Genomic DNA, 25,705 nt, shown 5'->3' with positions numbered 1-25,705 from the left:
AAAAGAGGGCAGGCGGACGCGACGTCGACAACGCCGTCTGTGCTTTGCATTACTGGGCGTATATTGACCAGCCGGCTCGCACAAACAACGAGTGGTTAGCCCCAAACCCGTGCTGCAACAGGTGATGGGTATGTGCCCACAACCCTCGGCGCTGAGAGGGGCCGAGAGTGAAACGCCGTCGCTGAGTCCACAGAGCACAGTCTTTCCGCGCGGGCTGAAGCAAAACCAGAAAGGCGGGAACAGGATGGATGGGACGGAACGCGCCGACCACCGGGAGGGTGGGATGCTTGAAGACCTGGTGGCGGAAGTGCGTCGGCGCTTGAGCCAGGTCTCATGGTGCGGCGAGGAGCCCCAAAGCGCACGGATTCAGAACACTGCCTTGCTCGAAGAGGTCCGGCAGACACTGAACCTTTGGACAAGCCATGCGATGCCGCTTCAGCGGAACACCGAGCAGACCGCCACGGCGCTCGCCCGGATCAGCGACACGCTCGAGCGGCTGACCACAGCCGTGGAGGCGAACCAGGCCGCGCAGTCGGTTCTGCTGGAGCGTCTTTCCTTTCTGGAAAACCGAATCGCCGCCCGCAGGGCCGCCATCACCACGCCCACGGAGCAGGCCCCGCACCGCCGGAAGCCCCGGCCAGCGTGGGGCGCCGTGGCCACGACGGGCGTCGCCGCGGGGCTAATGCTGCTTGCGTTCTGGGTTCATGCTTCCCAGGATGCCCTGCGCCCGATGCTCGACCGCATCCTTGCCAGCCTGTGAAAGGCCACGAGGCATGCTGCCATGAGCTTCCAACTCGTGAGCGCGGTTGGCGAGGCTTCTCTCCTCTCCTCCCCCTTCAGCCGGACGACGCCCCTGTTCCCGGCATCCACGGCCGTCGCTCCCCCAGACGGGCCGCCAATCCTCTGCGTCATCATCGACGCCGAAGAAGACTTCAACTGGGCCAAATCCTTCTCGCGCCAGAACACCAGCGTCGCCTCAATCGGCGCGCAGCACCGGGCCCACGGAATCTTTGAAAAGTACGGGGTCTGTCCCGCCTACCTGCTGACCTGTCCGGTGGTGGACGACACGACCGCGTCAGGCATCCTTTTGGAATTGCTGCAGGACGGCCGCTGCACAATCGGCGCGCAACTCCATCCTTGGGTCACGCCGCCCTATCGCGAGCCCCTGAACCCGTCCGCCTCGTTTGCCGGCAATCTGCCTCCTGGAATCGAGCGGCAAAAGGTCCAGACGCTCGTCGACCGCATCACCAAGCGCTTCGGCAGCGCGCCCAAGGTTTACAAGGCGGGACGCTACGGCATCGGGCCAAACACGGCGGGGATCCTGGCCGACCTGGGCTTTCTGGTCGACACCAGCTTGATGCCCCGCAGCAACTATCGGGCTCAGGGTGGACCGGACTTCTCCGACTTCGATTACCAACCCTTCTGGTTTGGCACAGGGCACCGCATGCTCGAGCTGCCCGTGACCCGTGCCCTGGTTGGCGGCTTGGCGGCGAAGTGCCCGACATTGTTCAAGTTCGCCAGCCGATCGGCACTCGCGCGCCTGCATCTGCCCGCGGTCCTGGCGCGCAGCAATCTGATTGAGCGCATCACACTGTCGCCGGAAGGCGTCAGCCTGGAGGCGATGCGCCGGTTGACGCGCGGTCTTTTGGCGCGTGGGCAGCGGCTGTTCACCTTGAGCTATCACAGCCCATCATTGCAGCCCGGGAACACGCCGTATGTGAGCAACAACCGGGAGCTGGAGGCGTTCTTGCGCACCCTGGACGGCTTTTTGGCCTTCTTCACCGAAGACCTGGGCGGCCGGTGCGCAACCCCGTTGGAGATCTTTGATCTGCTGAAAGCCGGCGACGGTGGCCCCCCAACCACGCACACCGCTTCGCCAATCGCACCGAGGGGGATGTGAGTGATGCAGCTTATTAGCGTTGTCATTCCGGCTCACAACGCCGCCACGACCATCGCAAGGGCGCTTGATTCGATTTTTGCCCAGGGTTACGACGCGCTGGACATCATCGTCGTTGACGACTGCAGCACGGATGCTACGACTGCCGTGGTGGAGCGCTACGCCGGGCGTGGCGTGCGGCTGATCTCGCTGAAGCCCGGCCGGGGCGCGGCCGGGGCGCGCAACGCGGGGATTGGCGCGGCACGCGGCGATCTCATCGCCTTTCTCGACGCGGACGACGAGTGGCTGCCCGGCAAGCTGCACAAGCAAGTGGCCGAGCTCGCCAAACGCCCGCGAACCATCTTGGTGTCCTGCCGGTCCAGCCTCATTGCCCCGAACGGCGCGAACTTGGGAAATGTGTATGGCAGTCTCAAGCCAGCCACCGGCATTGACGCTTGGCGCACCTTGCTGGCCTACAACTTCATCACGACCCCGAGCGTTCTGACCTACCGCGAAGCGCTGCGCGATGCCGGCTGCTTCAATCCGGCGCTCAAGGTCGCCGAGGATCAGGACATGTGGCTCAAACTCGCCATGAAGGGTGAGGTGGCCTACGTGGATGAATGCCTCGTGCTGGTCCACATGATGCCGAACAGCCTGTCGAGCGGGGACAACGTCACCGATCAGCTGACCTACACGCTGCCGATGATCATGCAGCACCTGCGGACCAGGCAGAGCGACCTGCCCCGGCGCGAGTACAATCGGATCATTGGGCGTCGGCTAGGTCATGTTGGCCGGCAAGCCTGCGGGCGTGGGATGTATCGGGTCGGCATCACGTTGACGCTGCGCTCCGTCCTTGCTGGCTATGAGCCCGTGGGAGGCCTGCTGTTCTTGGCCAAGAGCCTGCCGCCAATGCGCTGGTTGAAGAATTGGATGGTGAAAATGCCCATCCGCCGCGCTTCCTCGGCACACCAATGACCGCAATACGCCAAGCCATTCGGAACGCTGCGTACGCGTCGGGCGCGTTGGCGGCCTATCATCGGCGGCGCAACGCCGCGACCCTGACCGTTGTGATGTTCCATCGCGTCCTGCCGGCGGACCGGCTGGTGGGCGCGGACCCGGAATACACGGTATCGGCCGATTTGTTTGCGGCCTGCCTGCGCTTCTTCCGGCAACACTACAATGTGGTCGACTTGGCCGAAGTCCTGGCCGCACGCTCCAGTCGGCGGCGCCTGAAGGAGCGCGCGCTCCTTATCACGTTCGACGATGGGTGGGCTGATAACGCTTGCGTTGCGCTGCCCTTGCTGCGCCAGGAAGGGCTGCCTGCGACGGTTTTCGTCGCAACGGACGCCGTGGCCGACCCGTCGCCGTGCTGGTGGCAAGAAACGCTGTTGCGTCCCTTGCGCGAGGGGCACGTGTCCTACGAGGCCTTGTGGCGCTTGCTGCCCGGCCCTTCCGCACCGATACCGGCTGGGCCCGATCGCGAATTGCGTCTGCTGCTGCGTTTTCATGACTGCGATGCCGCGGCACGCGCCCGCGCGCTTGCCCCGTTCGTTGACACGGCGGCACAACGCCACATGATGACGCTCGACATGGTGCGGCGCCTGCCGAGCGACGGAATCGCGGTGGGGGCGCACGGGGCTTCGCACATGCCGTTGTCCTTTCTGCCCTCCCCTTTCGCGGACTTGGCGCGGGCGCGAACGGCTCTGGCCGGGCTGTGGAACGACGGTGCGGGACGACCGCAAACCCTCGCCTGTCCGCATGGCCGCTGGTCGGCGGAGGTCGCCCAAGCCGCACGAGCCGTCGGCTTTCAGCTGATCTTTACCAGCGAGCCTTGGCTCAACGCCACGGTGGACGGTGCCCTTTCTGGCGACGTGCTCGGGCGCGTTGACATTCCGGCCCACCAAATCGTCGCTGCGGATGGCTCGTTGAGTCCCGATCGCCTGGCCACGTGGTTGTTCACCCGGCCGCAGCGCCCCCCGGGCATCACGGCCGCATCGTTCCCCGGTCGTCTGGCCGCCGCACAGCAGGAGGCGTCATGACTCACGTCAAAATCGGCGATGGCATCAGAACGGCAAACGCCGCCTTCGCCGCTCGCCCTCTGGGGGCGCACGTTGTGTCCCCTGCCGACCTGACCCCCTCGGAAGTCGCCCGGTGGAACGAACTGTGCGTCGCCAACCCGCTGTTGGCCAGCCCCTTCCTCACCTTCGCCTACGCGCGCGTTTGCGCCGAGGTGTTCCATGCGGTGCGCGTGTGCGTTCTGACGCGCGGAAACGAGGCGCTGGGCTTCTTCCCCTTTCAGTTCCGCAGCCCGACACACCGCTTGCTCGGTTTGGCGGAGCGGCTTGGCGGCGAGCTGAGCGACTATTTTGGCCTGTTGGCGGCCCCCCAGCTTGTGCTGACCGCGTCCGAACTCCTTCGGTCGTGCCGCCTCAACGCCTTGTTCTTCACGCATCTTGACGAGGCGCAGGCTGTCCACGGCCTGCAAGGCGAGCAGCCGGAAACCGGCCTGCGCATCCGCATGCCAGCGGGCGGCGAACCCTATTGGGAGGAGCTCCGCCGCTCCGACAAGCGCTTTGTGAATGATACGGAACGGCGCGAACGCAAACTCGTGGCCGCCAATGGTGAACTGCGCTTTGTCTTTCGCCACGCCACCCCCCTGCCCCATCTGGAGTTCCTGCTGGCCCGCAAGCGCGAGCAGTATGAGCGGACCAACGCGAAGGATTCGCTAGCGACGCCCTCGGCACGGAAGCTGCTGGCCCAGCTGGCCCAGTCCGACGACGCCTTGTGCCGCGGTGTGGTCAGCACGCTGCACGCGGGCGACACATGGGTGGCGTCGCATTTCGGGCTGATGTGTGGGGGGACGCTGCACTACTGGTTCCCGGTCTACAATCCGGAGCTGCAATCGTTCTCGCCAGGCCGCTTGCTCCTGAAATCCATCATTCAGATGGCGCCGGATCTTGGCATCACCTTGATCGACCGCGGCGCCGGCGACACCCAGGCCAAACGGGACTTTGCCAACGAGTGCCACACATTCACCCGCGGCCTGTGGACGCGCGCCACGCCGCAAGCCACCGCCTTTCAGGTTGCGTTGGCGGCGGGGTGGCGTCTGGAGCGTCTCCGCGGCCGGCTGTTTGCCGCAAGCCGCTGATCCCCGCGTTCGGGCGATTGCCCTGGGTTGGGAGCGCAAACACGGAGTTTTTGAAGCCGTGGCGCTTCGTTGACGGAAGGTTCGCGAAGCGCCTTTAAGAACGACGGACCACGTGCGGGAGCAGGTTGGTCGCGGCGAGCGCCATGCCTGCCAGGGTGGCCGGATCGTAGGCGGCGACGCCCCAGGTCTGGCGACGGTGTGCCGCCCATTGGCGCTTGTAGGGGTCATCGCCACGACCGAGGTCGATCTCCCGAACCGCGGGGTCAGACAAAATCCGCTCCAGCATCAACTTGGTCAGCACGGAGCCGGGGGAATGCTGCTTCTGGCGCTCGTCATGAGCCAGCTTGAAGAGGGTGGCGCCGCCCCCGCCAACCAACCAAATTTGCGCCGCCGCCGGACGGCCGGCGATCGACAACGCCCCGACAAGACCAGCACCGTGCGTCAGCAGCGCAGAAATCAGTGCCGGAATGAAATCCGGATAGGGTTCCGGTTCCTTCCAACTCGCCCCATAAACGGCTTGGTAGGCGGTGATCGCCTCGCCGGTGCCCTCGGGCCTTGCCCAAACCCGCAGGTCATAGCCAGGGCCACGCCGCAAAGAGCGCTCGCGCCGTTCCACGGTGTTGCGCAGGCGGCTGTCGCGCGCCGCCCAATAGGTCTCGAAGCCCTCGTCGATCAGCTCGTGCCAGTTGCCAAAATTGCGAAAGCTTTCCACGACCATACCGCCGCGCCGGAGGCCGGCCTGCAAAGTGGCGACCTCGTCCAAGGAATGCAGAGCCTCAAAAAGAAGGCGGTGGGGACGGGACCGTTCCCGACGCAACGCGCGCACTTCGGTGGCCAGATCGTCCTCGGCAACCCCGGTCACGACGTAGCGCGTGCTGTAGCAGGTCGTCAGACTGGCGAGAGTCCGCACCGATAGGACACCGTGCCGCGCGGTCCGTTCCCGCATGAACAGCGGAGCGTCAGGCCGTTGCCCGGGCAGAGCCAAGCGGCGCAGCCGATCCCCCGGATCAAGGCAGGTCGCGGCGAGCACGGAGAACCATGGCGGAGAGGTCTCGAACGGAGGATTATTCTCGCTCTCCGCGATCTCTGCGGTCGACCCTCCACGCTGGGCCGCGTGGTCCATCATCGCTGAAGCCGCAGCGGCGCAGGGGCAAAGGACGAAACACCCGTGTGGTCGGCCGCGTGCTGCTGAATCATCTGGACGATCCGTTCGGCGTTCCGATCCCACGTGAATGCACACCGATCAATGGTGGCGGAGGCTTGCTCCGCGATCCGCTGGCGCAGGTCCGCATCGGCACAGAGGCGCCGGATGGCGGCGGCCCGCGTGTCCGGGCGCTCCGGATCGAACAGGAGAGCGTCCTGGCCGTCGGTCAGCACTTCCCGGATGTTCGGTGTGTCAGGGGCCAGAATGGCACGGCCGAGCGCCATGTATTCGAACAGTTTCAGGGGCGAGGCGTAGGGTGTAACCGCCGGCTGCAGAGCGATATCAAACGCGGCGATGTGATCGGTCACCTCATCGCGGTCGATCACCCCCGTTACGGTCAGCCGATGCCGCACCCCGAGCGCGTCGGCGCAGCGTTCCAAGTCCTCGCGCGCCGGGCCGTCGCCGACGAGCAGGAGATGAGCGTTGTGCCGTTCGCCCAACTCGCCGAGCAGAGCGACGACCTCCTCCAGCCCATGCCACGCGCGGACGAAGCCGGTGAAACCCAGCACCAGCCGCCCTTCCAATCCCAGCTTCCGCTTGGCCGCGCTGCCGTCCACGTTGGACGGAAAGCGGTGTCGGTCGATTCCGTTGGGCACAACCGAGATTCGCTCGGCCGGAACGCCCCGGGCTCGGACCTCCCCGGCCAGCACGTGCGTGACCGGCAAAGCCACGTTGGCGGCGTGCCATATCCAGCGTTCGCAAAAACGGGCCAGACGTTTCAAAGAGAGCCCAGCGTGGCGGGCGCGCTCCTCGCACAAGGGAGCGTTCACCTCCAGCAGCAACGGAAGACCGAACCGGCGGGCGACCCACGGACCACACAGCAAAAACAGATTGTAGCGCTCGTAGATGGCATCGGGCCGATGCTCACGCACCGCCCGCGCCAGGCGGCGCCAGGCGACCAGGTTATAGCCCACCTCCAACAGTTCATAGGCCCAGCGGGGCAGCAGGCGCTTGAGCAGCTCGACAGACCCGGCGCCACAACCGAACCGCTCGTTGGCGATGCGCGCGGGGCCGACGATGATGGTCTCGTGCCCTTGGCGCCGAAGCGCTGCGATCAGCTCGTCCATGTGCACAGACTGCCCGTCGCGCGACGCAATACGATGATGGAATAGAATTTTCATGACCGCCGGAAGCCTCTGTGGAGATCCCGCCTGCGGAGGGCCGCGGACCGACAGCCCTGCGCCTCCAGCCTGTCTTGCCATTAAGGCGCACCCCATCCCCTTTGTCGAACCCCTCCTTGGTCTCCTTTCTTTCGAGTGGTTGCTCAACAAAATGGGTACAACTTTTTTCTGGATCTAAAAAAACACCGTGAAATTGGTACGCCATAGGTCGTCATATGGCATCCGACCGAACCTCCTTATTTCGGCGAATCTTCTTAATTCTTTCTCTAAATTCGGGATATTGAGATAGCGCAACTACCCACATTTTGCAACATGGGGTAAGCAGGGTGTCGCAAACCGCGATCGTCGAGCACTCGGAGGGCACCGTGTTGCGCAAAGGGATTGACACTCGGATCCACGCCCTGGCGGGGGCCATCGCCTGGGGAGCCGTTCTGGGCCTCACCGGATGTGGCGGTAACCTGCCGGAGGCCCCGCTCACCGTAAGCATGAACGGCGCCGCTGTGGACCAGACGCATTATCGCATTGGCCCGCTCGACGCGATCCAGATCGTGGTCTGGCAGGCGCCGGAATTCTCGGTGTCTGTCCCGATTCGTCCGGACGGCAAAATCTCCATGCCGCTCATCGAAGACATTCAGGCCGCGGGCAAAACGCCCACCGAGTTGGGCCGCACCATTGAGGAGCGGTTGAAAAAATACATCGAGAATCCGGTCGCGACGGTGATGGTCAACAGCTTTGTCGGCAACGTCCAGCAAGTGCGCGTCGTTGGGCAGGCGACCAAGCCGCGGGCCATCCCCTACCGCGCCGACATGACGGTGCTCGACCTGATGATCGAGGTGGGCGGGCTGACCGAGTTCGCCGACGGAAACCGCGCCGTCCTGGTGCGGCATACCGCCGAGGGGGAGAAAAGCTACAACGTGCGCATCGACAGTCTGCTCAAGAACGGTGACATCCGCAGCAACGTCCCGGTCCAGCCCGGCGATGTCCTGATCATTCCGGAAACGTGGTTCTGATCATGATGGATATGGGAAAAATCCGGGATTTGCTGCGCGTCTACCTGGACGAGCTGTGGCGCCGGCGATGGCTGGCGCTGCTCCTGGCCTGGGCGGTGTGCGGCATCGGCTGGGTCGCGGTGATGCTGATGCCGGATCGCTATGAGTCCAACGCGCGCATTTATGTGGACACGGACACCCTGATCACGCCGCTGATGCGCGGCCTGACGGTGCAGACCGATCCGGACCGCCAGATCGACATCATGCGCAAAACCCTGCTGACCCGTCCCAACCTGGAGCAGGTGATCCGCAAAACCGACCTGGACCTTCGGGCCAAGACGCCGGCCGATCTGGAGCGTCTCATCGACACGATGCAGCGCAAGCTGAAGGTTGTTGCCGACGGTAAGGGTCTGTTCCAGATCAGTTATTGGGACGCGGACGCGCTGCTGACGCAACGCGTCGTACAAATCATCCTCAATCAATTTGTTGAGCAGAATGTTGGCAAAAGCCGGGCCGACATGGACAACGCCCAGCGTTTTCTCGACAACCAGATCAACGCTTTTGAAAAGCGCCTGCGTGAGACCGAGGAACGCGTCGCCGAATTCCGCCGCACCCACGCCAACGAACTGGGCGGTCGTCAAGGCCTTCAATCCGCGTTGGAAATGGCGTCGGTTCAACTGCGTCAACTCCAGCAGGAGCGCGACGCCGCTGTTTGGAACCGCGACCAGATTCGGCTGGAGCTGGCCCGTACGCCGCAGCAGACCAGCCAGGAGCGCGGCCCTGGCGGCGCTCCCCTTAGCCGCACCGCAGAGATGGAGCGGCAGTTGGCCTTGCTGCGCGCGACACGCACGGACGACCACCCGGATGTTGTGAACCTGCGCCGGCAGATCGCGGCCGCCAAATCCGACCCGGCCAGGCCGCAGTCCGGCGGCACCGTCCGCACCGTCAGCGCCGACAACCCCGCTTGGAACCAGTTGAACCTTGAACTGCGCAAGATGGACGGCTCCATCGCCACGCTGGAGCGCCGAATCAAGGACAGCGCCACCCTGATCGGCGACCTGCGCAAGCAAATCGACGAGGTGCCAGGAGCCGAGACGGAATTGCAGCAGCTCCAGCGCGACTACGATGTGGTGAAGACGAACTACACCGAGCTTCTGGTCCGTCGCGAGTCCGCCCGGATGGCGCGGAGCCTGGAAGACCAGACCAAAACGGTGCAGTTCCGCATCATCGAACCGCCGGTCTTGGCTCGCATCCCCGAGGGACCGCCGCGCGTTGCTCTGTTCGCCGCGGTGCTGGCCGCCGCGATCGGGGCCGGCGTCGGGCTGGTGGTTCTTCTATATCTGATGCGCAATCCCTTTTCCAATCCTGCCAGCCTGAGCGAAGCCTATGGACTTCGCGTTCTGGGGGCCATCTCCGAGCTGCCAAACCCGGGGGCCCGGGTTCGGACGGTCACCCGCCTGTCCACGTTCGGCAGTGCCACCGCCTGCCTGATCGGGGCCTTTCTGATGCTGGCTTTCGTCTACTCCTCCGTCGACCACCGCCCCGATCTGCGCGGCACCTTGAACTGGCTCAAGGGCTCCATCCAGGCGCAACTCCTTTAGACCGCCCCGCCGAAGGACGGATCAACGCCCATGTCCATCATCGTCAGAGCCACGCAAGGATTGCGCCCCACCGCCGGTCGCGATGAGCGGCGTCGGGCGCCTTCCGCAGGCGCGGCCCTCGATCAAAGCCCCGCGCCCGAGCCGGCCGACGCCCCGGCCGTCGGGGAGCCCTTTGCGCGGGAAAGCGCGGGAAGTGGCCGACGGGTTCCAAGCTTCCCCCTTGATTTCACGGCGCTGAAACGCGCCGGCGTTGCCTATCCGGAAGGCCTCAAATCGCGCCTCGCCGAGGAGCTGCGCCTGATCAAACGTCGGCTGTTCCGAGATGTCGGCGCCACCGCCGAAGAAGCGTCCGTGGAGCGGCCCAACAACACGATCGTGGTGACCAGCGCACGCAGCAACGAAGGCAAAACCTTCACCTCCGTCAATCTCGCCTTGAGCATTGCTATGGGAGAGCGGCGCAAGGTGGTCCTGATCGACGGTGACCCGATCCGGCGGTCGCTGTCGACCCTGCTCGGCGTCGCCGACCGGCCCGGCCTGACCGATGCCCTCCGCCACGAGGGGCGACGCGATCCTCTGGACTCCCTGCTGGATTGCTACGAGCAGGCTCTGTTCGTGCTGCCGGCGGGAACGGCGCAAAACTCCGCCGCCGACATCTTCAGCGGGGAACGAATGGCCTCTCTGCTCATCCGGGCCGCGTCCATGGTTGGCGACGGGCTGGTCATCATCGACGCACCACCCGTGTTGACCACGTCCGAATCGCTGGCGCTCGCGCATCAGGCCGGGCGGGTGCTGATGGTGGTCGCGGCCGGGCGGACCTCGCGCTCGGCCATCGGGGCCGCGCTCGACCGCCTGGAAATGGACGAGCGCATCAGCCTCGTCCTGAACCGCCAGCCACCGCATCTGTCCCCGGCCGACCTGAACTATTAACCGCATCGCAGCGAGGACTCCATGGATCACGCGACTGTCCCCAGGCGGTGTTCTCCGCGGCGCTGCTGGCCGGCGGCCAAGATGCGAGTCTCTGCATGATACGGCGGCGTTCTGTGCCCCGGCCATCCGTATGCCGACCGCCGCACTGGCTGGCGCTCGGCGCCGGCCTCGCCGTGGGCGGGCTTGCGGCCCCGGCTTTGGCGAAGCCGCACCTGACGCCCTACGCCGGTGCCGAGGTCACCCTGACCGACAACATTGACCTGGCGCCGCGCGACCGCCGCGAGAGCGCGGTGGTGTTTACGGAGTTCGGTGGCCTGTCGCTGCGCGAGACCAACCGGCACACCAACTATGCCCTCGATGGTCGGCTGAACCTCGACACCACGGTCGGGAACGGCACCGACGTGAGCTTGCGTCCAGACGTGACCGGCACCGGTCGGGTCGAGTTGGTCGAGGGACGCTTGTACGTCGATGGGCGGCTGCTTAGCCAACGCGAGTTGATCGATGCGCGGGGCCGCATCGGCTCGTCGCCGACGGTCGGCCGGGGCAACCAGACCAGCGTCACCACCGTCGCCGTTTCGCCCTTTCTCACCGGACACATCGGCCCCTACGCCGACACCGAGCTGCGCTACACCCACGAGGATACGCTGGTGGATGCGCGCGATGTCGGCAATTCCATGACGAATGCGTTGTCCTGGCGGACCACAAGTGGCCGGGCGTTGCCGCGGCTGCGGCTCACCGGCACCCTGGAATACAGCGCCACCCGCGCCTCACCGAGTGAGGACAACCTGGACCGCGAAACGGCGCTGCTGTCGGGCGAGTACGCGGTGACGCGGCAGGTCTTCCTGATCGGGTCCGCCGGCTGGGAGCGGATCGCCAGCCCGGGGCTGAGCTACACCCGCAACGGTCTGATCGGCCTCGGCGGCTTCCGATACCGGCCGAGCCCTCGGCTTGAGCTGGAACTCACCGCGGGCCAACGCTACGGGGGGCCGACCTACAATGGCCACCTGTCCTACCTCGTTACCAGCCGCTGGACGGCGGGCGTGAACTACGCGGAGACGCTGGAGACACCGCAGACGCGGCTGGGCCGACCGGCCAACCGCATCACGCTGGACCCGCAGACCGGCGGGCTCGTTGTCTCCGACACGCGCAATCTCGGCATTCCGCGTTCTGCCTCCGTGGTCGGCACGTTGCGCTTCGACCTGAAGGGGCGTTACACGGTGGACGACGTTGACCTGTGGTTCACGCGTGAGACGCGCGACTACGACGTCGGTCCCGATGAAACCATCGTGACGAGCGGCGCGCAGTGGCGGCACCGGCTGTCCGAGCGCCTGGCGCTCAGCGCACAGGCGCAGTACCGGCATGTCGCGACGGCTGGCCCGGAAGGGGACTCGGACACGGCCATCGGCACAGCCAGCCTCGTTTACACCGTCTTCCGTGACGTCACCGGCAGTGTCTCGCTGTCCCGGTCGCAGCGTTTTTCCTCTCGTCCTGAGCAGCGCTACACGGAAAACACCATCCTTTTTGGCCTTATGGCGAGGTTCTAGATGTACGAAGACTTCTACGGCCTGAAAGGTAATGCCTTTCGATTGAGCCCCGATCATCGCTTCTTCTTCAAGAGCCGAAGCCACAACAAGGCGATTGCATACCTGAATTTCGGCCTCGAGCAGGGGGAAGGGTTCATCGTCATCACCGGCCCAGTGGGCGCGGGAAAGTCGACGTTGATGGGGCAGCTTGCCTCACAGCTCGACACCTCCCGCTTTGTCGCCGCCCAGATCGTCACCACCCAGATCGACGCCGACGACGCCATTCGCTTGATCCTCGCGGCCTTCCGGATCCAGCCCGCCGGTTCCGACAAAGCGAGCGCCATTGGCGCGCTGCAGGACTTTTTGCGCCAGCAGCACCGCGCGCAGCGGCGTGTCTTGATGATGGTGGACGAGGCGCAGAACCTGCCACTGCGCACGCTGGAGGAGCTGCGCATGCTGTCCAATTTCACCGTTGGGGGGCAGGCGCTGTTCCAGTGCTTCCTGCTGGGACAGCCGCAGTTTGTCGACATCATGAACGCTCCGGAGTTGGAGCAGCTCCGCCAGCGGGTGATCGCGTCCTACCATTTGGAGCCGATGTCGGCGGCGGAGACGCGGCAATACATTGAGCACCGGTTGGCTCTGGTCGGCTGGCGCAACGATCCGGCCATCGCGGATGAGGCTTACCCTCTCATTCACCAGGAAACCGGAGGCGTGCCGCGCCTGATCAATCTTCTGTGCAACCGGCTGCTGCTGTTCGGTGCTCTCGAAGGGCTGCACGAGCTGGATGCCCAAGCCGTCCAGCAAGTCATTGAGGACATGCGCGGTGAGCTGACCGGCCCCCCTCGCAACGAGGCCCTCGCCGCCCCCCAGGCCGCACCGTCCGTCACCGCGCCCACGGGCCACGGTGTGGCCCCCGACGCGGCCCGCCTCACCCTCCTGGAGAAGCGCGTCGTGCAGCAGGAGCGCGTGCTGCGCAGCCTGCTGGAGGCGACGCTGGGCGTTCTCCCCTCCGTTCCGCCGGTTCCCGCCGACGCGCCGGAGACCGTTCCGGATCGGGAGGTGGTCCATGACTGATGCCCCGCCGATCGACCATCCCATAACCGACGCTTCCACGACCATTCGGTTCATGGTGGACAGCCGGGTGGCTGTGGTCGCGAACGCGCTGTCGGTGGATGTGGAAGATTATTATCACGCCTCCCTTCTCGGCCCCGTTGCCCCCCGGGCGCGGTGGGACGCGTTTCCCGCGCGCGTCGATGGAATGACGCGGCGTGTCCTTGACATGCTGGCCGAGACCGAAGCGCGGGCAACCTTCTTTGTTCTGGGCTGCGTGGCCGCCCGTCACCCCGATCTGGTGCGCGCGATCGTCGCCGGTGGGCACGAGCTGGCCAGCCATGGGGCGCTGCATTACCGCGTGACCGAACAATCGCCGCAGGCCTTCCGCCGGGACGTGGCCGATACCCGCAAACTGTTGGAAGACCTGGGGGGCGTGCCCGTGCTGGGCTATCGCGCGCCCAGCTTTTCGATTGACCGTGACACCTGGTGGGCCTTCCAGGAACTGACCGAGGCTGGCTACCGGTACAGCTCATCCATAAACCCGATCCGGCATGACCATTATGGCGTGCCGGACGCGCCACGCTTTCCCTTCGATCCGATCGAGGGCTTCCGCGAAATCCCGGTGGGCACGGTCGACCTGTTTGGCCAGCGGTGGCCATGCGGCGGCGGCGGCTATTTTCGACTGCTGCCCTACGCGCTGTCATGCCGCGCCATCGGCGCCGTGAACCGGCGTGAGGGCAAGCCCGTCGTCTTTTACTTCCATCCCTGGGAGATGGACCCTGGCCAGCCGCGCTTGCCCGTGCCATCGCGGCGCTCGCGTTTTCGCCATTACGTCAACGTGGGCGTCATGGAGGCCAAGCTACGCCGTCTGCTGGACGATTTCGTCTGGCGGCGGATTGATGAGGTCCACCCGGTCAAACCGTGAGGGGCGCCATGTCAGGAGTGATCAACATTCGGCTTCTGGACGAGAGCGGTGAGGGGGCGTGGGACGCCTTCGTCGACCGCAGTCCGGAGGCGACCTTCTTCCACCGTGCCAGCTGGCGCCGCGTCATCCATGCGGCCTACGGTCACCGCCCGCATTATTTGATGGCGTGGCGTGGCGGTGAGGTGGTGGGCGTGCTCCCGCTTGTCCACGTCAGAAGCCCTTTGTTTGGAAACGGTTTGATCTCCACGGCCTTTTTCGCCTACGGCGGCATCGCCGCCGACGACACCGAGGTGGCCTGGGAGCTGGCCGAACGGGCGAAGCGGCTGGGCGCTGAACTCGGCGTGGGCCATGTGGAGCTGCGCCATCGCACGCCGCGGGACAACCTCGGTTGGACCGCCAAGACCGACCTCTACGCCACCTTCCGCCGGCCGATCACCGCCGACGAGGCGAGCAACTTGAAGGCTATTCCGCGCAAGAAGCGCGCCGACGTGCGCAAGAGCCTCGGCAATGGCCTGACGGTGGACACCGCCGCCGACGTGGCGACCTTCCACCGGATTTACGCGCACAGCGTCCACACTCTGGGCACACCGGTGTTCCCCCGCCACTTCTTCGCGCGGCTTCAGCGCGAGTTCGGCCCCGCGGTGGAGATTTCCGCCGTGCATGGTCCTACGGGGCCGGTGGCGGCGCTGGTCAGCTTCTTTTTCCGGGGCGAGGTGCTGCCCTATTATGGCGGCGCGCTGCCCGCCGCGCGCGGCTTGCACGCCTACGACCACATGTACTGGACGCTGATGTGCCGGGCGGCGGAGCGCGGCTGCACGGTCTTCGATTTCGGCCGCAGCAAACGCGGCACCGGCGCCTTCGACTACAAAACCTACTGGGGCTTCGAGCCGGAGGCGTTGCATTACCAGTACCATCTGGTGCGCCGTCGCGACCTGCCGAACGTCAACCCGCTCAACCCGAAGTACCGGCTGATGGTGGAGGCTTGGAAGCGGTTGCCGCTGTCGTTTGCCACCGCGCTCGGCCCGCACATCGCCCGCCAGTTGGGATGAGGCCGGCCATGAGAGAGATTCTGTTCCTGGCGCACCGCATCCCCTACCCCCCTCACAAGGGCGACAAGATCCGCTCCTGGCACGTTTTGAAGCATGTGGCCGAACGGGTGCCGGTGCACGTGGGCTGCTTCGTCGACGATCCGAACGACCGCCAATACATCCCGGTGCTGGAGCGCCTCTGCGCCGGCTGTCACGTGGTGCCGCTTGACCGGCGCAGGGCATTGCTGAGCAGCCTGGCCGGGTTCGCGACGGGCGAGGCCCTGTCGGTGCGTTACTTCCAGCACCGCACCATGGCGGAGTGGGTGCGGAAGACGCTGCGCGACCGGCCCATCGACGCGGTTTTCGCTTTTTCCTCGCAGATGTTCCCCTATGCCCTGGACACGAGTTTCTCCGGCACGCGGGTGTTCGACTTCGTGGACGTGGACTCGATCAAATGGGCGGAGTATGGCCGCACCGGCCGCTGGCCAAAATCGTGGGTTTACAGGCGCGAGGGTGTGCGTCTGGCGCAAGCCGAGCGCGCCGCCGCCGCCGCCGCAGACGCCAGCCTCTTCGTCTCGAACGCTGAGGCCGCGCTGTTCCGGCGGATGGCACCGGAGGCGGCGCACAAGGTCTTTGCGGTGCCGAACGGCGTTGATCTTGAGCACTTCCAGCCCAACACCCTGAACGATGGCGCGTCCGCCTCACCCTACGAGCCCGGGGGGCCGGTGGTCGTCTTCGTGGGCGCCATGGATTACTGGCCCAACATCGACGGCGTGTCTTGGTTCGTTGATCGTGTCTGGCCCGCCTTTCGCGCCCGCCACCCCTCAGCTCGCTTCTGCATCGTCGGCAGCAACCCGACGCCGCGGGTGCGCGCGTTGGGCGGCGCTCCGGGCGTGACGGTCACCGGCCGCGTGCCGGACGTGCGCCCCTATCTGGCTCACGCCACCGTGGCCGTAGCGCCGCTACGCATCGCCCGGGGCATCCAGAACAAAGTGCTGGAGGCCATGGCTATGGGCATGCCCGTCGTTTCACACCCGGCCGCCTTCGAGGGGCTGGACGCCCAGCCCGGTCACGATCTGCTGCTGGCTGAGACGGAGGATGAGTTCCTGGGCACGCTGAGCAGAGTGATGGAGGACGCGGCGCTGCGCGAGGCGCTGGGCCGCCGGGCCCGGGCCTGTGTGGAGGCGGGCTACACCTGGGCTGGCAACTTGACGACGCTGGACCGGCTGCTTGGCCTGGAACGCGCCCCGGCGGCCCGCGCCGAAGCGCTCGAGGCGGGCCTGGAGTCGGGGAGAATCGCATGAGTCAGGCCAGTTTGGAGCTTGATGCCCGCGCCGTTGAGCGCGGCTGGCCACAGGCGCTTGGCTGGCTGGCGCTCTACGTGGGGCTGTGTGTCGCGCTGTTCCGCGGCACCGTTCTGGATATGGCCCGAACGTGGCTCGACACCGCCGCTTTCAACCATGGCTTTGTGATCCTGCCGATCTCTCTGGCGCTCGTTTGGCGGCGGCGGGGCGCGCTCGCGGCATTGCGTCCGGAGCGGGAGTCCTGGGCTCTCGTCCCGCTGGCGCTCGGCTCGGCCGGTTGGCTCCTCGGCTCCGTGTCCGAGGCGAAGCTGGCGATGCAGCTTTGCTTCGTTGGCATGCTGATCGCCGCAACGGTGGCCGCGCTGGGATTCCGCGTGGCGCGCCACCTCGCCTTTCCGCTGCTGTTTCTGTTCGCCATGGTGCCCTTCGGGGATTTCCTGGTGCCCTCCCTGCAGGACTTTACGGCGCGCTTCGCGGTGGCCCTGCTGCGGCTGCTCCAGATTCCGGTGTTCCTCGATGGGGTGATGATCGACCTGCCAAACGGTCGCTTCCACGTGGCGGAGGCTTGCGCGGGCCTACGCTTCATGATCGCCAACGTGGTGATGGCGGCGCTGTTCGCCCACTTGTCCTTCCGCCGCTGGTGGAAAAGCGCGGTCTTCATGGCCCTGAGTGTGGCGGTGCCGCTTGTCGCCAACGGCCTGCGCGCTTTCGGAATCATCCTAATCGGCCAGCTGACCGATGACCGCGCCGCCATCGAGGCGGACCACATCGTCTACGGCTGGGGGTTCTTCGTCGTCATTATGCTGCTGCTGCTGGCCGTCGGCAACCGCTTCGCCGATGCCCCCGCCGCCATGGAGGTCCGCGCGCCGACGGTCACAGAGCCGGGCGCCCGGATCCGTTCGCGGTGGAGCGTGGCGCTCGCCCCGACGCTCGCCATCGCCGCCGGCCCGGTCTACGCCTCGGTGATTGAGCACGAGCCGGCAATTGTGACGCCTTTCGCCCTTCTGGCGCCACCGGCCCCGGCGGGCTGGCATGAGAGCGCTGCCGGCCCCTCAAACTGGCGGCCAAGTTTCTTCGACGCCGACGCTCGGCGCCTCACCGTCTTTCAGCGGGGCGGGCAGCGGGTGGAAATGTTCGTCGCCTACTACACGCACGAACGGCCGGACGCGAAGCTGCTCCGTTACGAAAATCGCTTCGACAACGACCCGTGGACGCGCATTGGCCTTGGCCGGCACACACCACCGGGCGCGGACGCGGCGGCTGTTTATGAACGACTGGCCGGCCGAGGGCAGCAGCGCGCCGTGCTCGCCTGGTACTGGGTTGACGGTCGACTGGTCGGCAACCCGACGATCGCCAAGCTGTTGCGCGTCGCCGCGACGCTCGGCGGCGGCCCACGCGAAGCGGCCGTGATCGCGCTGTCGGCCGAGGCTGATGAGTCCGGCGCGGCGCTTGCCACGCTGGACGCGTTCTCGGCGAGCCTGCCGTCGCTGGTGCCGGCGTTCGCTGGGGCTCTCCCAGCCCCCCCTCCAGCCGCCGCGCACCGTGTCGGCGGCTCGCCTTCGGGAAGGAACTGATGCATGTGCGGAATCAGCGGAATCGTCGATGTTGTGGGACGGCGCGCCATTGATCAGGACCGGCTCGCCCGTATCAACGGGCGTCTCGCGCACCGGGGACCGGACGGTGAGGGGTTCCACCACGCGCCGGGAATCGGGCTGGGGCACCGGCGGCTCGCCATCATCGACCTGGAGGGCGGCAAGCAGCCGCTCTACAACGAGACCGGAGACGTGGTCGTCGTCTACAACGGCGAACTCTACAATTTCGCCAGCCTGCGCGATGAACTGGTGCGCCGGGGACACCGCTTCACCACCCGTTCCGATACGGAAGTCATTGTCCACGCCTGGGAGGAGTGGCAGGAGGACTGTGTCCACCGCTTTCGCGGCATGTTCGCCTTTGCCATTTGGGACGAGACCCGGCAAACCCTGTTCGCCGCGCGTGACCGGCTGGGTGAAAAACCCTTCTATTACACGTACAGCCGGGACGGGTTGTTCCTGTTTGCATCCGAACTGGGAGCGCTGACGGCGGGCTTGGGTGAGACCCCGGCGCTCGACCTGGAGGCCGTGGAGGAATACTTTGCCTTCGGTTATGTTCCCGACCCCAAATCCATTTTTGCCGGCGTCCACAAGTTGCCACCAGCCCATCACCTAACCCTGCGGCGCGGGAAGCCGCCGGCCAAGCCGGTGCCTTATTGGGACGTCACACTTTCCAGCCAGGGAGGGATTGGCGGGGGAGACGAGGGCCGCGTGGCGGTGGAACTGGCGGAGCGGCTGGCCGACGCGACGCGCATGCGCATGGTCTCCGATGTGCCCATCGGCGCCTTCCTGTCGGGCGGCGTGGATTCAAGCGGCGTGGTTGCCTTTATGGCGCAAAGCTCCCTCGGGCCAGTGCGCACTTGCTCCATGGGCTCTCCCGACCCGGTGTTCGATGAACGTGAGTTCGCTTTGCAAGTGGCGAACCGTTACGCCACCGACCACCGCGAGGAGATCGTGTCCGTGGACGCTGTGGGCATGATTGATCGCCTTGCCCGCGCCTATTCGGAGCCGTTTGCTGACAGCTCAGCCCTGCCCACCTTCCTGGTCAGCCAACTGGCTCGCCGGCACGTCACCGTGGCCCTGTCGGGTGATGGGGGCGACGAGGTGTTCGGTGGTTATCGCCGCCACGCCTTCCACATGAAGGAGGAGGCGGTGAAGGCGGTCGTGCCGGCCACGCTGCGCGGTCCGCTGTTCGGTGCCTTGGCCCATTTCTATCCCAAATTGGACCGGGCGCCGCGTTGGTTGCGCGCCAAGGCGACGTTTGAAAGCCTGGCGGCGGATGCGGTGGGCGGGTATTTCCGTGCTGTCACGCTGTTGCCCGAGGCGCGGCGCTCCCAACTCCTGGTCCGGGACTTCGATCAGGCGCTCGGCGGCTACCGCGCGGTGGAGGTGCTGCGCGGTCACGCGGCGCGCGCCGGCGTGGCTGACCCACTCGCCCGCGCCCTTTATATCGACCTGAAAACGTGGCTGCCCGGTGGCATGCTGACCAAGGTGGATCGGGCCAGCATGGCCAATGGGCTTGAGGTGCGCGCTCCCTTTGTCGATCACGAGCTGGTGGAATGGGCGGCCAGCTTGCCCTCCGCGTTGAAGGTGCGGGGTCTGGAAGGCAAGTTCATTTTGAAGAAGGCGTTGGAGCCCCACCTGCCGCATCCGGTGCTTTATCGACCGAAAAAGGGCTTTTCCATCCCGATGGCCCGCTGGATGCGTGGGGCGCTGAGAGAACGCTTGGACACCCTCGCCACCAGCCCGGCCCTAACCGGGACCCACTTCTTCAACCGGCGCGGCCTGGAACAAATGGTTGCTGACCACAAGCGCGGCGTAGCCGACCACAGCCGGATTCTGTGGGCGACAATGATGTTTGAAGCCTTTCTTGAAACCACGCGCGCATCCGCCTGACGGCGCCTGTCCAAGGGAGCGGACCGCGTAACAATTGCATTGGAGACATTATGCGTATTGCGATGATCGGCACAGGTTACGTCGGGCTGGTGTCCGGGGCCTGCTTTTCGGAATTCGGCGTTCACGTCTGCTGCGTCGACAAGGACGCCGGCAAGATCGAGCGCCTGAAGCGCGGCGAGATCCCGATCTACGAACCGGGGCTGGACGACCTGGTGGCGCGCAACGTCGCCGCGGGGCGCCTGTCCTTCACCATGGACCTCAAGGAGGCGATGCAGGGCGTCGACGCCGTGTTCATCGCCGTGGGCACGCCGTCGCGGCGCGGCGATGGCCACGCCGACCTGTCCTACGTCTACGGCGCCGCCGAGGAGATCGCCGCCAACCTCGACCACTACACCGTGGTCGTCACCAAGTCGACCGTCCCGGTCGGCACCGGCCGCGAGGTCGCGGCGATCATCCGCCGCGTCCGCCCCGACGCCGACTTCGACGTGGCCAGCAACCCGGAGTTCCTGCGCGAAGGCTCGGCCATCGGCGACTTCATGCGCCCCGACCGCGTCGTCATCGGCGCCACCTCGGAGCGCGCGGGCGAGGTGATGCGCCGGCTCTACCGGCCGCTGTACCTGATCGAGACGCCGATCGTGGTGACCTCGCTGGAGACGGCGGAGCTGACGAAGTACGCGGCCAACACCTTTCTGGCGGCCAAGATCACCTTCATCAACGAGATCGCCGACCTGTGCGAGAAAGTCGGGGCGGACGTGCACGACGTCGCCCGCGGCATCGGGCTGGACGGGCGCATCGGCAAGAAGTTCCTGCACCCCGGCCCGGGCTACGGCGGCTCCTGCTTCCCCAAGGACACGCTGGCGCTGGTCCGCACCGCCCAGCAGGTGGGCAGCCCGCTGCGCATCATCGAGACGGTGGTGGACATCAACGACAAGCGCAAAAAGCAGATGGCCGAGCGCATCATCGCCGCCTGCGGCGGCGTGGTGGACGGCAAGACCATCGGCGTGCTGGGCGTCACCTTCAAGCCCAACACCGACGACATGCGCGACGCGCCCTCGCTCGACATCATCCCGGCGCTGCAGGCGGCCGGCGCCCACGTACGTGCCTTCGACCCGGCGGGCATGGAAGAGGCCGGGAAGCTGCTGCCCGGCGTGGAGTGGACGAAGGATGCCTACGCCGCGCTCGACGGCGCGGACTGCGTCGCCATCCTCACGGAATGGAACGAGTTCCGCGCGCTGGATCTGAAGCGGGTCAAGAAGCTGCTGAAGCGGCCGGTCATGATCGACCTGCGCAACATCTACAATCCCGGCGACATGACGAAGGCGGGCTTCAGCTACAGCTCCATCGGCCGGCCTGGTGTGTAAGGGCAGCCCTTGTCGCCCAGGACCGGCGAAAGGTTAGGTTGTGACACCCATTTCCAGCGTGCGTCTCCAATCCCCCCTCCCCGCTTTTTGCGCCGCCTTAAAGGCGGCGAAAACGCGGGGCATTTGTTGGGAAGGACTGTCCGCAGTTGGCTCTGCCGCATTCGTGTTGTCTAGACAACCCGGCCGTCGAGCGGTTCTCCACCAATTAACGCGGAGTGCAATTTACCTTAACTCCCACATGCAGCGGAAGCTCATCTGGCGACTTCGACCGTTTGCATCGAAGGTGAGCGGAGATTTGCTTGGGGCCATTTAGCTACCCTGAAGGGTATTGGTTGAAAATTTGCCTCTGTATTCTTGTTTTTGTTTTGTTGTTCTGCGGGCGCGGAGATTCATGGGGCGTGCAGCCCGTGACCTCGGCTACGGACACTGCTCAGCCCTTGATGATCAGAAGGTACGGCTGCTGTGCCGCGCCTATGAGGGGCGGACTCAATTCACCGGCCTCAGGGCGCTCGGATAAGCGAGTCTTCAATGACGCAACAGAAGTGTTCAGTCGTCGACGCGTATGAGGCGTTGGATGGTGTCTCAGAAAATATTCGTAACCTGTTCTGCATAATGTTAATGTTAACACCACAGTTATGGGAAAGGCTCAGCATTCAGTCATGCGCGGTTCTATGACCTTGTGATTGATGCGTCACCGGATAATTGCTTATGACAGGGGCATAGTATAGGTGCTATATCGACGCCGGCCCAGTGCTTCTGTGTTGAATTTGCCTGTATACGTACGGTGTTTGTTTGTAATCTTTACAAGTTGATTTTGCGTTGATCGCCACACCAAGATTTTGCAATGACTTCATCCTGTTGGCACGGCCGTTGCTTTCATTGAGGTCTGGTTGCGGCAAGGCCTCGAAATCCCAATGGATTAGCCGAAGAGAGTAAATATGAGTGTGCCAAAGTTCGATCGCAGGCGGTCGGTCGCAGTTGCCGCTGTCGTTACGGCAATTCCAACGCTGACGCTTCAAAAGGCCGAGGCTGCTGCGCGCTTGGCTTCAAAGCTGAGTTTGGCCATCAATGGCGTGACCTATGCGCCCACAAAATGCGCGAAAAACGCCGCTCAAGGCGGTGGCGCGAGTGCTGAAACGGACAATATGGACGAGGCTTTTGGTGCTTCGGGTCTCGGTCATCTCGAAAAATTGGACGATAGCAGCGCCCTGACAGGCATTGGCGGTATGGCTTTTGAAGTCACCGCCGACGGCGGAAGCAGTGAATTGTGGAGCGCGCACTGGACGGATGTTGTTGGAACTCCAGACCTTCCGCTCGCGATTGATCTTGGCGCTAACTTATTTGGCGGAAACGCCGATTCCACTTGCTCACTCGGCGATGTGCTTCTGACGAATGGGCCGTTTACCAGCTCCGGCACCTTCGGTATCAATTTCACCAACAGGGGCGGCCAGCGGCCGGCTATTGCTCATCTGATGCTCATTGGCAGCCATCACACTCAGCCACCCACTCCAGTTCCGGAACCCGCCTCGCTCGCGCTGTTCAGCCCTGCCTTGCTTGGTCTTGGCTTCCTGCGTCGGCGTAAAGAGAGTTCCGGAGCCGCCGTCCCGGCCGTGTCTCAAAAGTTTACAGCGGACGGGGACCTCTACGGTGCGCAATCGTGAGCCGAGCCAAAGGCTCCACTTGGGGATGGAGCTCGTCGCCATGGGTGGCGATGTGAAGAGGCGCGCATCAACCCGCACAGTCTCGGATGTTTCAACGAAATTTTCGGCATCCCTTTGGTCCGCCGCGCAAATATTCGTATACGTTGGAATATGGCCTATCTTTTGAGTTCGCCGAAAGGGTAATCCCTCACTGATTACGCCGTATTCATTGCAAATCTGAACTAATTGTTAAGTGATTTGTTTCTGCGCAATGATAGGATTTATCCATCTTTTCCTGCTCTTAAAGGTTAGTTGCGTCCCCGTTTTTCAAAGGGGCTAGCCGCTTAGAGCGCACACCATAAAAATGGGTGATCCATGATTAGGATTTTCAGCATACCCATACCAGCATCTCTGATTGTGCTCGGCGCCATCGATTTGGCGGTGCTCTTCGCAACGGTTGCCGTAGGAATGAGTATTCATGTTCTGGCAACAGGCGGTGCGCTTGTTGATGCCCAGTATTCATTGCCATGGCAGGCGATATTTTATGCAATGTCTGTGCTGCTTGGCCTCTACATTATGGGTTGCTATGATCGAAATTTCCTTGTGAGGCCGAGGCTCGCTGTTTTGCGCATGCTGGCCAGCTTCGCGCTCGCGGTTCTTACGCTGATGCTGGCCACTTGGGCTTTTCCCCAGGCGCAGATGCCGGGAGATGCGCAGGCGGTCTGTATGGCGCTAAGCCTCTTGATGCTGGGTATATCGCGTGAGGTTCTGAAGCGCATCGCCGATCTCCCCTTCTGGAAGTCGCGTGTGGTGGTGCTCGGCACCGGAGAGGAGGCTCGGCGGATTGAGGCGCTGGAGCATGCCAACGGGGCCGCCAGTTTCATCTGCCTCGGGTTCGTCCCGGCCGGAGACGAGCGTGAGAGCACTGGCGACAGCAGGACCGGAGGCCAGCCCGACCGCGTCATTCAGACGAGAGATTTCGCCTCCCTCTACAGGCGCCTGAAAGCGGATGGAATCGTTTTGGCGGGTGACGCCCGCAAGGATGTGCGGCTGCGGGAGATGCTGCGGCAGGCCCGTCTTGAAGGTTTGCCCGTGATCGATGTGGAGACACTGCTGGAGCGGGAACTCGGTCAGCTCAACATCGACAACGCCTATCCGGATTGGCTGCTGTTTTCGCAGGGGTCTTATAAAGGGTGGCTGAGCCGGGCGAGCAAACGGATTTTCGACATCGTGGCCAGTTTGCTGCTGGTGGTGCTCACCGCGCCGCTTATGGCGCTGACGGCCGTCGGCATCTGGTTGGAAGACCGTGGCCCCATCCTCTACCGCCAAGAACGCGTAGGGCTCAACGGCACGACCTTCCGCGTGCTGAAGTTCCGCAGCATGCGAATAGACGCGGAAAAAGATGGCATTGCGCGGTGGGCGGCCATCAAGGATACACGCGTGACACGGGTCGGCTCCTTTATCCGCAAAGTTCGCATCGACGAGCTGCCGCAAGCCTTCAACGTGTTGCGCGGCGAAATGAGCTTCGTCGGGCCTCGGCCGGAACGCCCCTCCATCGTTGCCGACTTGGCACACGAAATCCAGAGCTATCCGTACCGTCACATCGTCAAACCTGGGATCACTGGCTGGGCCCAAGTCAACTATCCTTACGGCGCCTCGATCGAAGACGCCAAACAAAAACTCAAGTTCGATCTCTATTACATCAAAAACCAAAGCGTCTTTCTGGATGTGATCATCATGCTCCAAACCGTTCGCGTGATCCTTTGGCCGGAAGGCGCGCGCTGACCCGCGTGTCCCCGCTTCCTTCTCCGCAGTTTTTGCGACGTTTTCGGTCACCGCGTGGGCTGGCCAGGCCGGGCCACGTCGGATTCCCGAATTCCGCCCGTGGCAGCACGTAACTCAGGAGCACCGGAATGGCCACGCGACCTCAATGGAAAATTGATCTCGACCGCAACATAGCCGAGTCCGATGCTGGAATGGTCCGGTTCTGCCATGTCGGTCGACACCGGCAGGTTCTGTCGATGAGCATCAAGAAAGAATTCGTCGGAGCCTACGTTCGTCTTTGCCATGACGCGCTCCAAGCCATTCGCGTTGCGGAATACAACGCCCGGCTGGAAGCGGTCAGCCGATTGGATAGTGTGGGCTTTGCGCAAGCCTCTGGCTCAGATTGACGCCTCTCGCAAACACTTGCAAAACATTGGAAGCATGGGAGACGGAACGTGTCTTTTTATCCTAATAGAGCGGATACTATAGACCTCCTTCCGAAGGAGGAGGTCAGAGCAGATTCGGAAAATAGCCGCGAAATTCCGCAGAAAATCAACGACGATCCGGGCGTGGTTTTTCAGAATTCTGATCGACGACCGTCAACCGAAAAATATTCGCTGCGTTTGCGCGCTATGATTTGGGTCGCTTCTGGCGTTTTCCCTTGGATCATCCTGCACATGGTTTTTTGGATGCTGTTGTAATCCAGGCTGGTTTGGGGGCGGGGTTTCCTCTCTAACGACGAGAAGCTGAGCGGGG

The 25,705-nt window shown here is 64.4% G+C and carries 22 protein-coding genes; 20 read left to right on the top strand and 2 right to left on the bottom strand.

Features of this window, described 5'->3' with window-relative positions; translation table 11 throughout:
• The first annotated feature begins 283 nt into the window (after nucleotides 1–283).
• Genes M2351_RS27380 through M2351_RS27360 form a run of 5 tightly spaced genes read left to right on the top strand, consistent with a single transcriptional unit; the run spans nucleotide 284 to nucleotide 5,024 of the window.
• Nucleotides 284–760 (top strand): hypothetical protein, encoded by a 477-nt coding sequence (locus tag M2351_RS27380; protein WP_264659212.1) that lies wholly within the window; start codon nucleotides 284–286, stop codon nucleotides 758–760.
• Nucleotides 761–781: 21 nt separating this feature from the next.
• The gene (locus M2351_RS27375) at nucleotides 782–1,900 is read left to right on the top strand and encodes a polysaccharide deacetylase family protein (protein ID WP_264659211.1); all 1,119 of its coding nucleotides are present in this window, start codon (nucleotides 782–784) and stop codon (nucleotides 1,898–1,900) included.
• Between the two features lie 3 nt (nucleotides 1,901–1,903).
• Complete coding sequence (locus tag M2351_RS27370; protein ID WP_264659210.1) at nucleotides 1,904–2,851, top strand: glycosyltransferase family 2 protein; 948 nt, start codon at nucleotides 1,904–1,906, stop codon at nucleotides 2,849–2,851.
• Nucleotides 2,803–3,915 carry a polysaccharide deacetylase family protein gene (locus tag M2351_RS27365; RefSeq protein ID WP_264659209.1) on the top strand — a complete coding sequence of 371 codons (1,113 nt, stop codon included), beginning with the start codon at nucleotides 2,803–2,805 and terminating at the stop codon, nucleotides 3,913–3,915. Before M2351_RS27370 ends, M2351_RS27365 begins: the two co-directional genes overlap by 49 nt.
• Nucleotides 3,912–5,024: a GNAT family N-acetyltransferase gene (locus M2351_RS27360; RefSeq protein WP_264659208.1), complete on the top strand. Its 1,113-nt coding sequence runs from the start codon at nucleotides 3,912–3,914 to the stop codon at nucleotides 5,022–5,024. Before M2351_RS27365 ends, M2351_RS27360 begins: the two co-directional genes overlap by 4 nt.
• Nucleotides 5,025–5,118: 94 nt before the next feature.
• Here M2351_RS27360 and M2351_RS27355 read toward each other — a convergent pair whose 3' ends face one another.
• Both M2351_RS27355 and M2351_RS27350 read right to left on the bottom strand, forming a co-directional pair.
• Entirely contained in the window at nucleotides 5,119–6,054 is a 936-nt protein-coding gene (locus tag M2351_RS27355; RefSeq protein ID WP_264659207.1) for a GNAT family N-acetyltransferase, read from the bottom strand.
• Between the two features lie 92 nt (nucleotides 6,055–6,146).
• Nucleotides 6,147–7,349 carry a glycosyltransferase family 4 protein gene (locus M2351_RS27350; protein ID WP_264659206.1) on the bottom strand — a complete coding sequence of 401 codons (1,203 nt, stop codon included), beginning with the start codon at nucleotides 7,347–7,349 and terminating at the stop codon, nucleotides 6,147–6,149.
• A 326-nt stretch (nucleotides 7,350–7,675) separates the two neighbouring features.
• On the opposite strand from M2351_RS27350, the gene M2351_RS27345 reads away from it, so the two are divergent.
• The 15 genes from M2351_RS27345 to M2351_RS27275 all read left to right on the top strand — a co-directional run bounded on the left by M2351_RS27345 (nucleotide 7,676) and on the right by M2351_RS27275 (nucleotide 25,650).
• Nucleotides 7,676–8,359: an XrtA/PEP-CTERM system exopolysaccharide export protein gene (locus M2351_RS27345; protein WP_264659205.1), complete on the top strand. Its 684-nt coding sequence runs from the start codon at nucleotides 7,676–7,678 to the stop codon at nucleotides 8,357–8,359.
• Between the two features lie 2 nt (nucleotides 8,360–8,361).
• A complete protein-coding gene (locus M2351_RS27340; RefSeq protein WP_319801932.1) occupies nucleotides 8,362–9,939 on the top strand; it encodes an XrtA system polysaccharide chain length determinant in 1,578 nt (525 codons plus the stop codon).
• 30 nt (nucleotides 9,940–9,969) lie between these two features.
• Nucleotides 9,970–10,866, top strand: coding sequence for a nucleotide-binding protein (locus M2351_RS27335; RefSeq protein ID WP_264659204.1), 897 nt, complete (start codon nucleotides 9,970–9,972; stop codon nucleotides 10,864–10,866).
• Between the two features lie 113 nt (nucleotides 10,867–10,979).
• The gene (locus M2351_RS27330; RefSeq protein WP_264659203.1) at nucleotides 10,980–12,410 is read left to right on the top strand and encodes a TIGR03016 family PEP-CTERM system-associated outer membrane protein; all 1,431 of its coding nucleotides are present in this window, start codon (nucleotides 10,980–10,982) and stop codon (nucleotides 12,408–12,410) included.
• The gene (locus M2351_RS27325) at nucleotides 12,411–13,463 is read left to right on the top strand and encodes an XrtA/PEP-CTERM system-associated ATPase (protein ID WP_264659202.1); all 1,053 of its coding nucleotides are present in this window, start codon (nucleotides 12,411–12,413) and stop codon (nucleotides 13,461–13,463) included. It abuts the gene before it with no gap.
• Nucleotides 13,456–14,367: an XrtA system polysaccharide deacetylase gene (locus M2351_RS27320; protein ID WP_264659201.1), complete on the top strand. Its 912-nt coding sequence runs from the start codon at nucleotides 13,456–13,458 to the stop codon at nucleotides 14,365–14,367. The genes M2351_RS27325 and M2351_RS27320 overlap by 8 nt, the downstream gene beginning before the upstream one ends.
• 8 nt (nucleotides 14,368–14,375) lie before the next feature.
• Nucleotides 14,376–15,416, top strand: a complete 1,041-nt coding sequence (locus tag M2351_RS27315; RefSeq protein WP_264659200.1) for a FemAB family XrtA/PEP-CTERM system-associated protein — start codon at nucleotides 14,376–14,378, stop codon at nucleotides 15,414–15,416.
• An 8-nt stretch (nucleotides 15,417–15,424) separates the two neighbouring features.
• Nucleotides 15,425–16,699 carry a TIGR03087 family PEP-CTERM/XrtA system glycosyltransferase gene (locus M2351_RS27310; RefSeq protein ID WP_264659199.1) on the top strand — a complete coding sequence of 425 codons (1,275 nt, stop codon included), beginning with the start codon at nucleotides 15,425–15,427 and terminating at the stop codon, nucleotides 16,697–16,699.
• Nucleotides 16,696–18,273: an exosortase A gene (gene xrtA, locus M2351_RS27305; protein WP_264659198.1), complete on the top strand. Its 1,578-nt coding sequence runs from the start codon at nucleotides 16,696–16,698 to the stop codon at nucleotides 18,271–18,273. The genes M2351_RS27310 and xrtA overlap by 4 nt, the downstream gene beginning before the upstream one ends.
• A gap of 3 nt (nucleotides 18,274–18,276) precedes the next feature.
• On the top strand, nucleotides 18,277–20,184 hold the full coding sequence (locus M2351_RS27300; protein WP_264659197.1) for an XrtA/PEP-CTERM system amidotransferase: 1,908 nt from the start codon (nucleotides 18,277–18,279) through the stop codon (nucleotides 20,182–20,184).
• 50 nt (nucleotides 20,185–20,234) lie between these two features.
• Nucleotides 20,235–21,545, top strand: a complete 1,311-nt coding sequence (locus tag M2351_RS27295) for a UDP-glucose dehydrogenase family protein (protein WP_264659196.1) — start codon at nucleotides 20,235–20,237, stop codon at nucleotides 21,543–21,545.
• 938 nt (nucleotides 21,546–22,483) lie between these two features.
• Nucleotides 22,484–23,206: a PEP-CTERM sorting domain-containing protein gene (locus M2351_RS27290; RefSeq protein ID WP_264659195.1), complete on the top strand. Its 723-nt coding sequence runs from the start codon at nucleotides 22,484–22,486 to the stop codon at nucleotides 23,204–23,206.
• 396 nt (nucleotides 23,207–23,602) lie between these two features.
• On the top strand, nucleotides 23,603–24,970 hold the full coding sequence (locus tag M2351_RS27285; RefSeq protein ID WP_264659194.1) for a TIGR03013 family XrtA/PEP-CTERM system glycosyltransferase: 1,368 nt from the start codon (nucleotides 23,603–23,605) through the stop codon (nucleotides 24,968–24,970).
• 128 nt (nucleotides 24,971–25,098) lie between these two features.
• Nucleotides 25,099–25,356 (top strand): hypothetical protein, encoded by a 258-nt coding sequence (locus M2351_RS27280; protein ID WP_264659193.1) that lies wholly within the window; start codon nucleotides 25,099–25,101, stop codon nucleotides 25,354–25,356.
• A gap of 48 nt (nucleotides 25,357–25,404) precedes the next feature.
• Nucleotides 25,405–25,650, top strand: coding sequence for a hypothetical protein (locus M2351_RS27275; RefSeq protein WP_264659192.1), 246 nt, complete (start codon nucleotides 25,405–25,407; stop codon nucleotides 25,648–25,650).
• The last annotated feature ends 55 nt before the right edge of the window (nucleotides 25,651–25,705 follow it).

It is taken from the genome of Azospirillum canadense, assembly GCF_025961225.1.
GTDB classification, from domain to species: Bacteria; Pseudomonadota; Alphaproteobacteria; order Azospirillales; family Azospirillaceae; genus Azospirillum; species Azospirillum canadense.
Note: the sequence above shows the minus strand (reverse complement) of the source record. Positions and strands in the feature narration are given on the sequence as shown.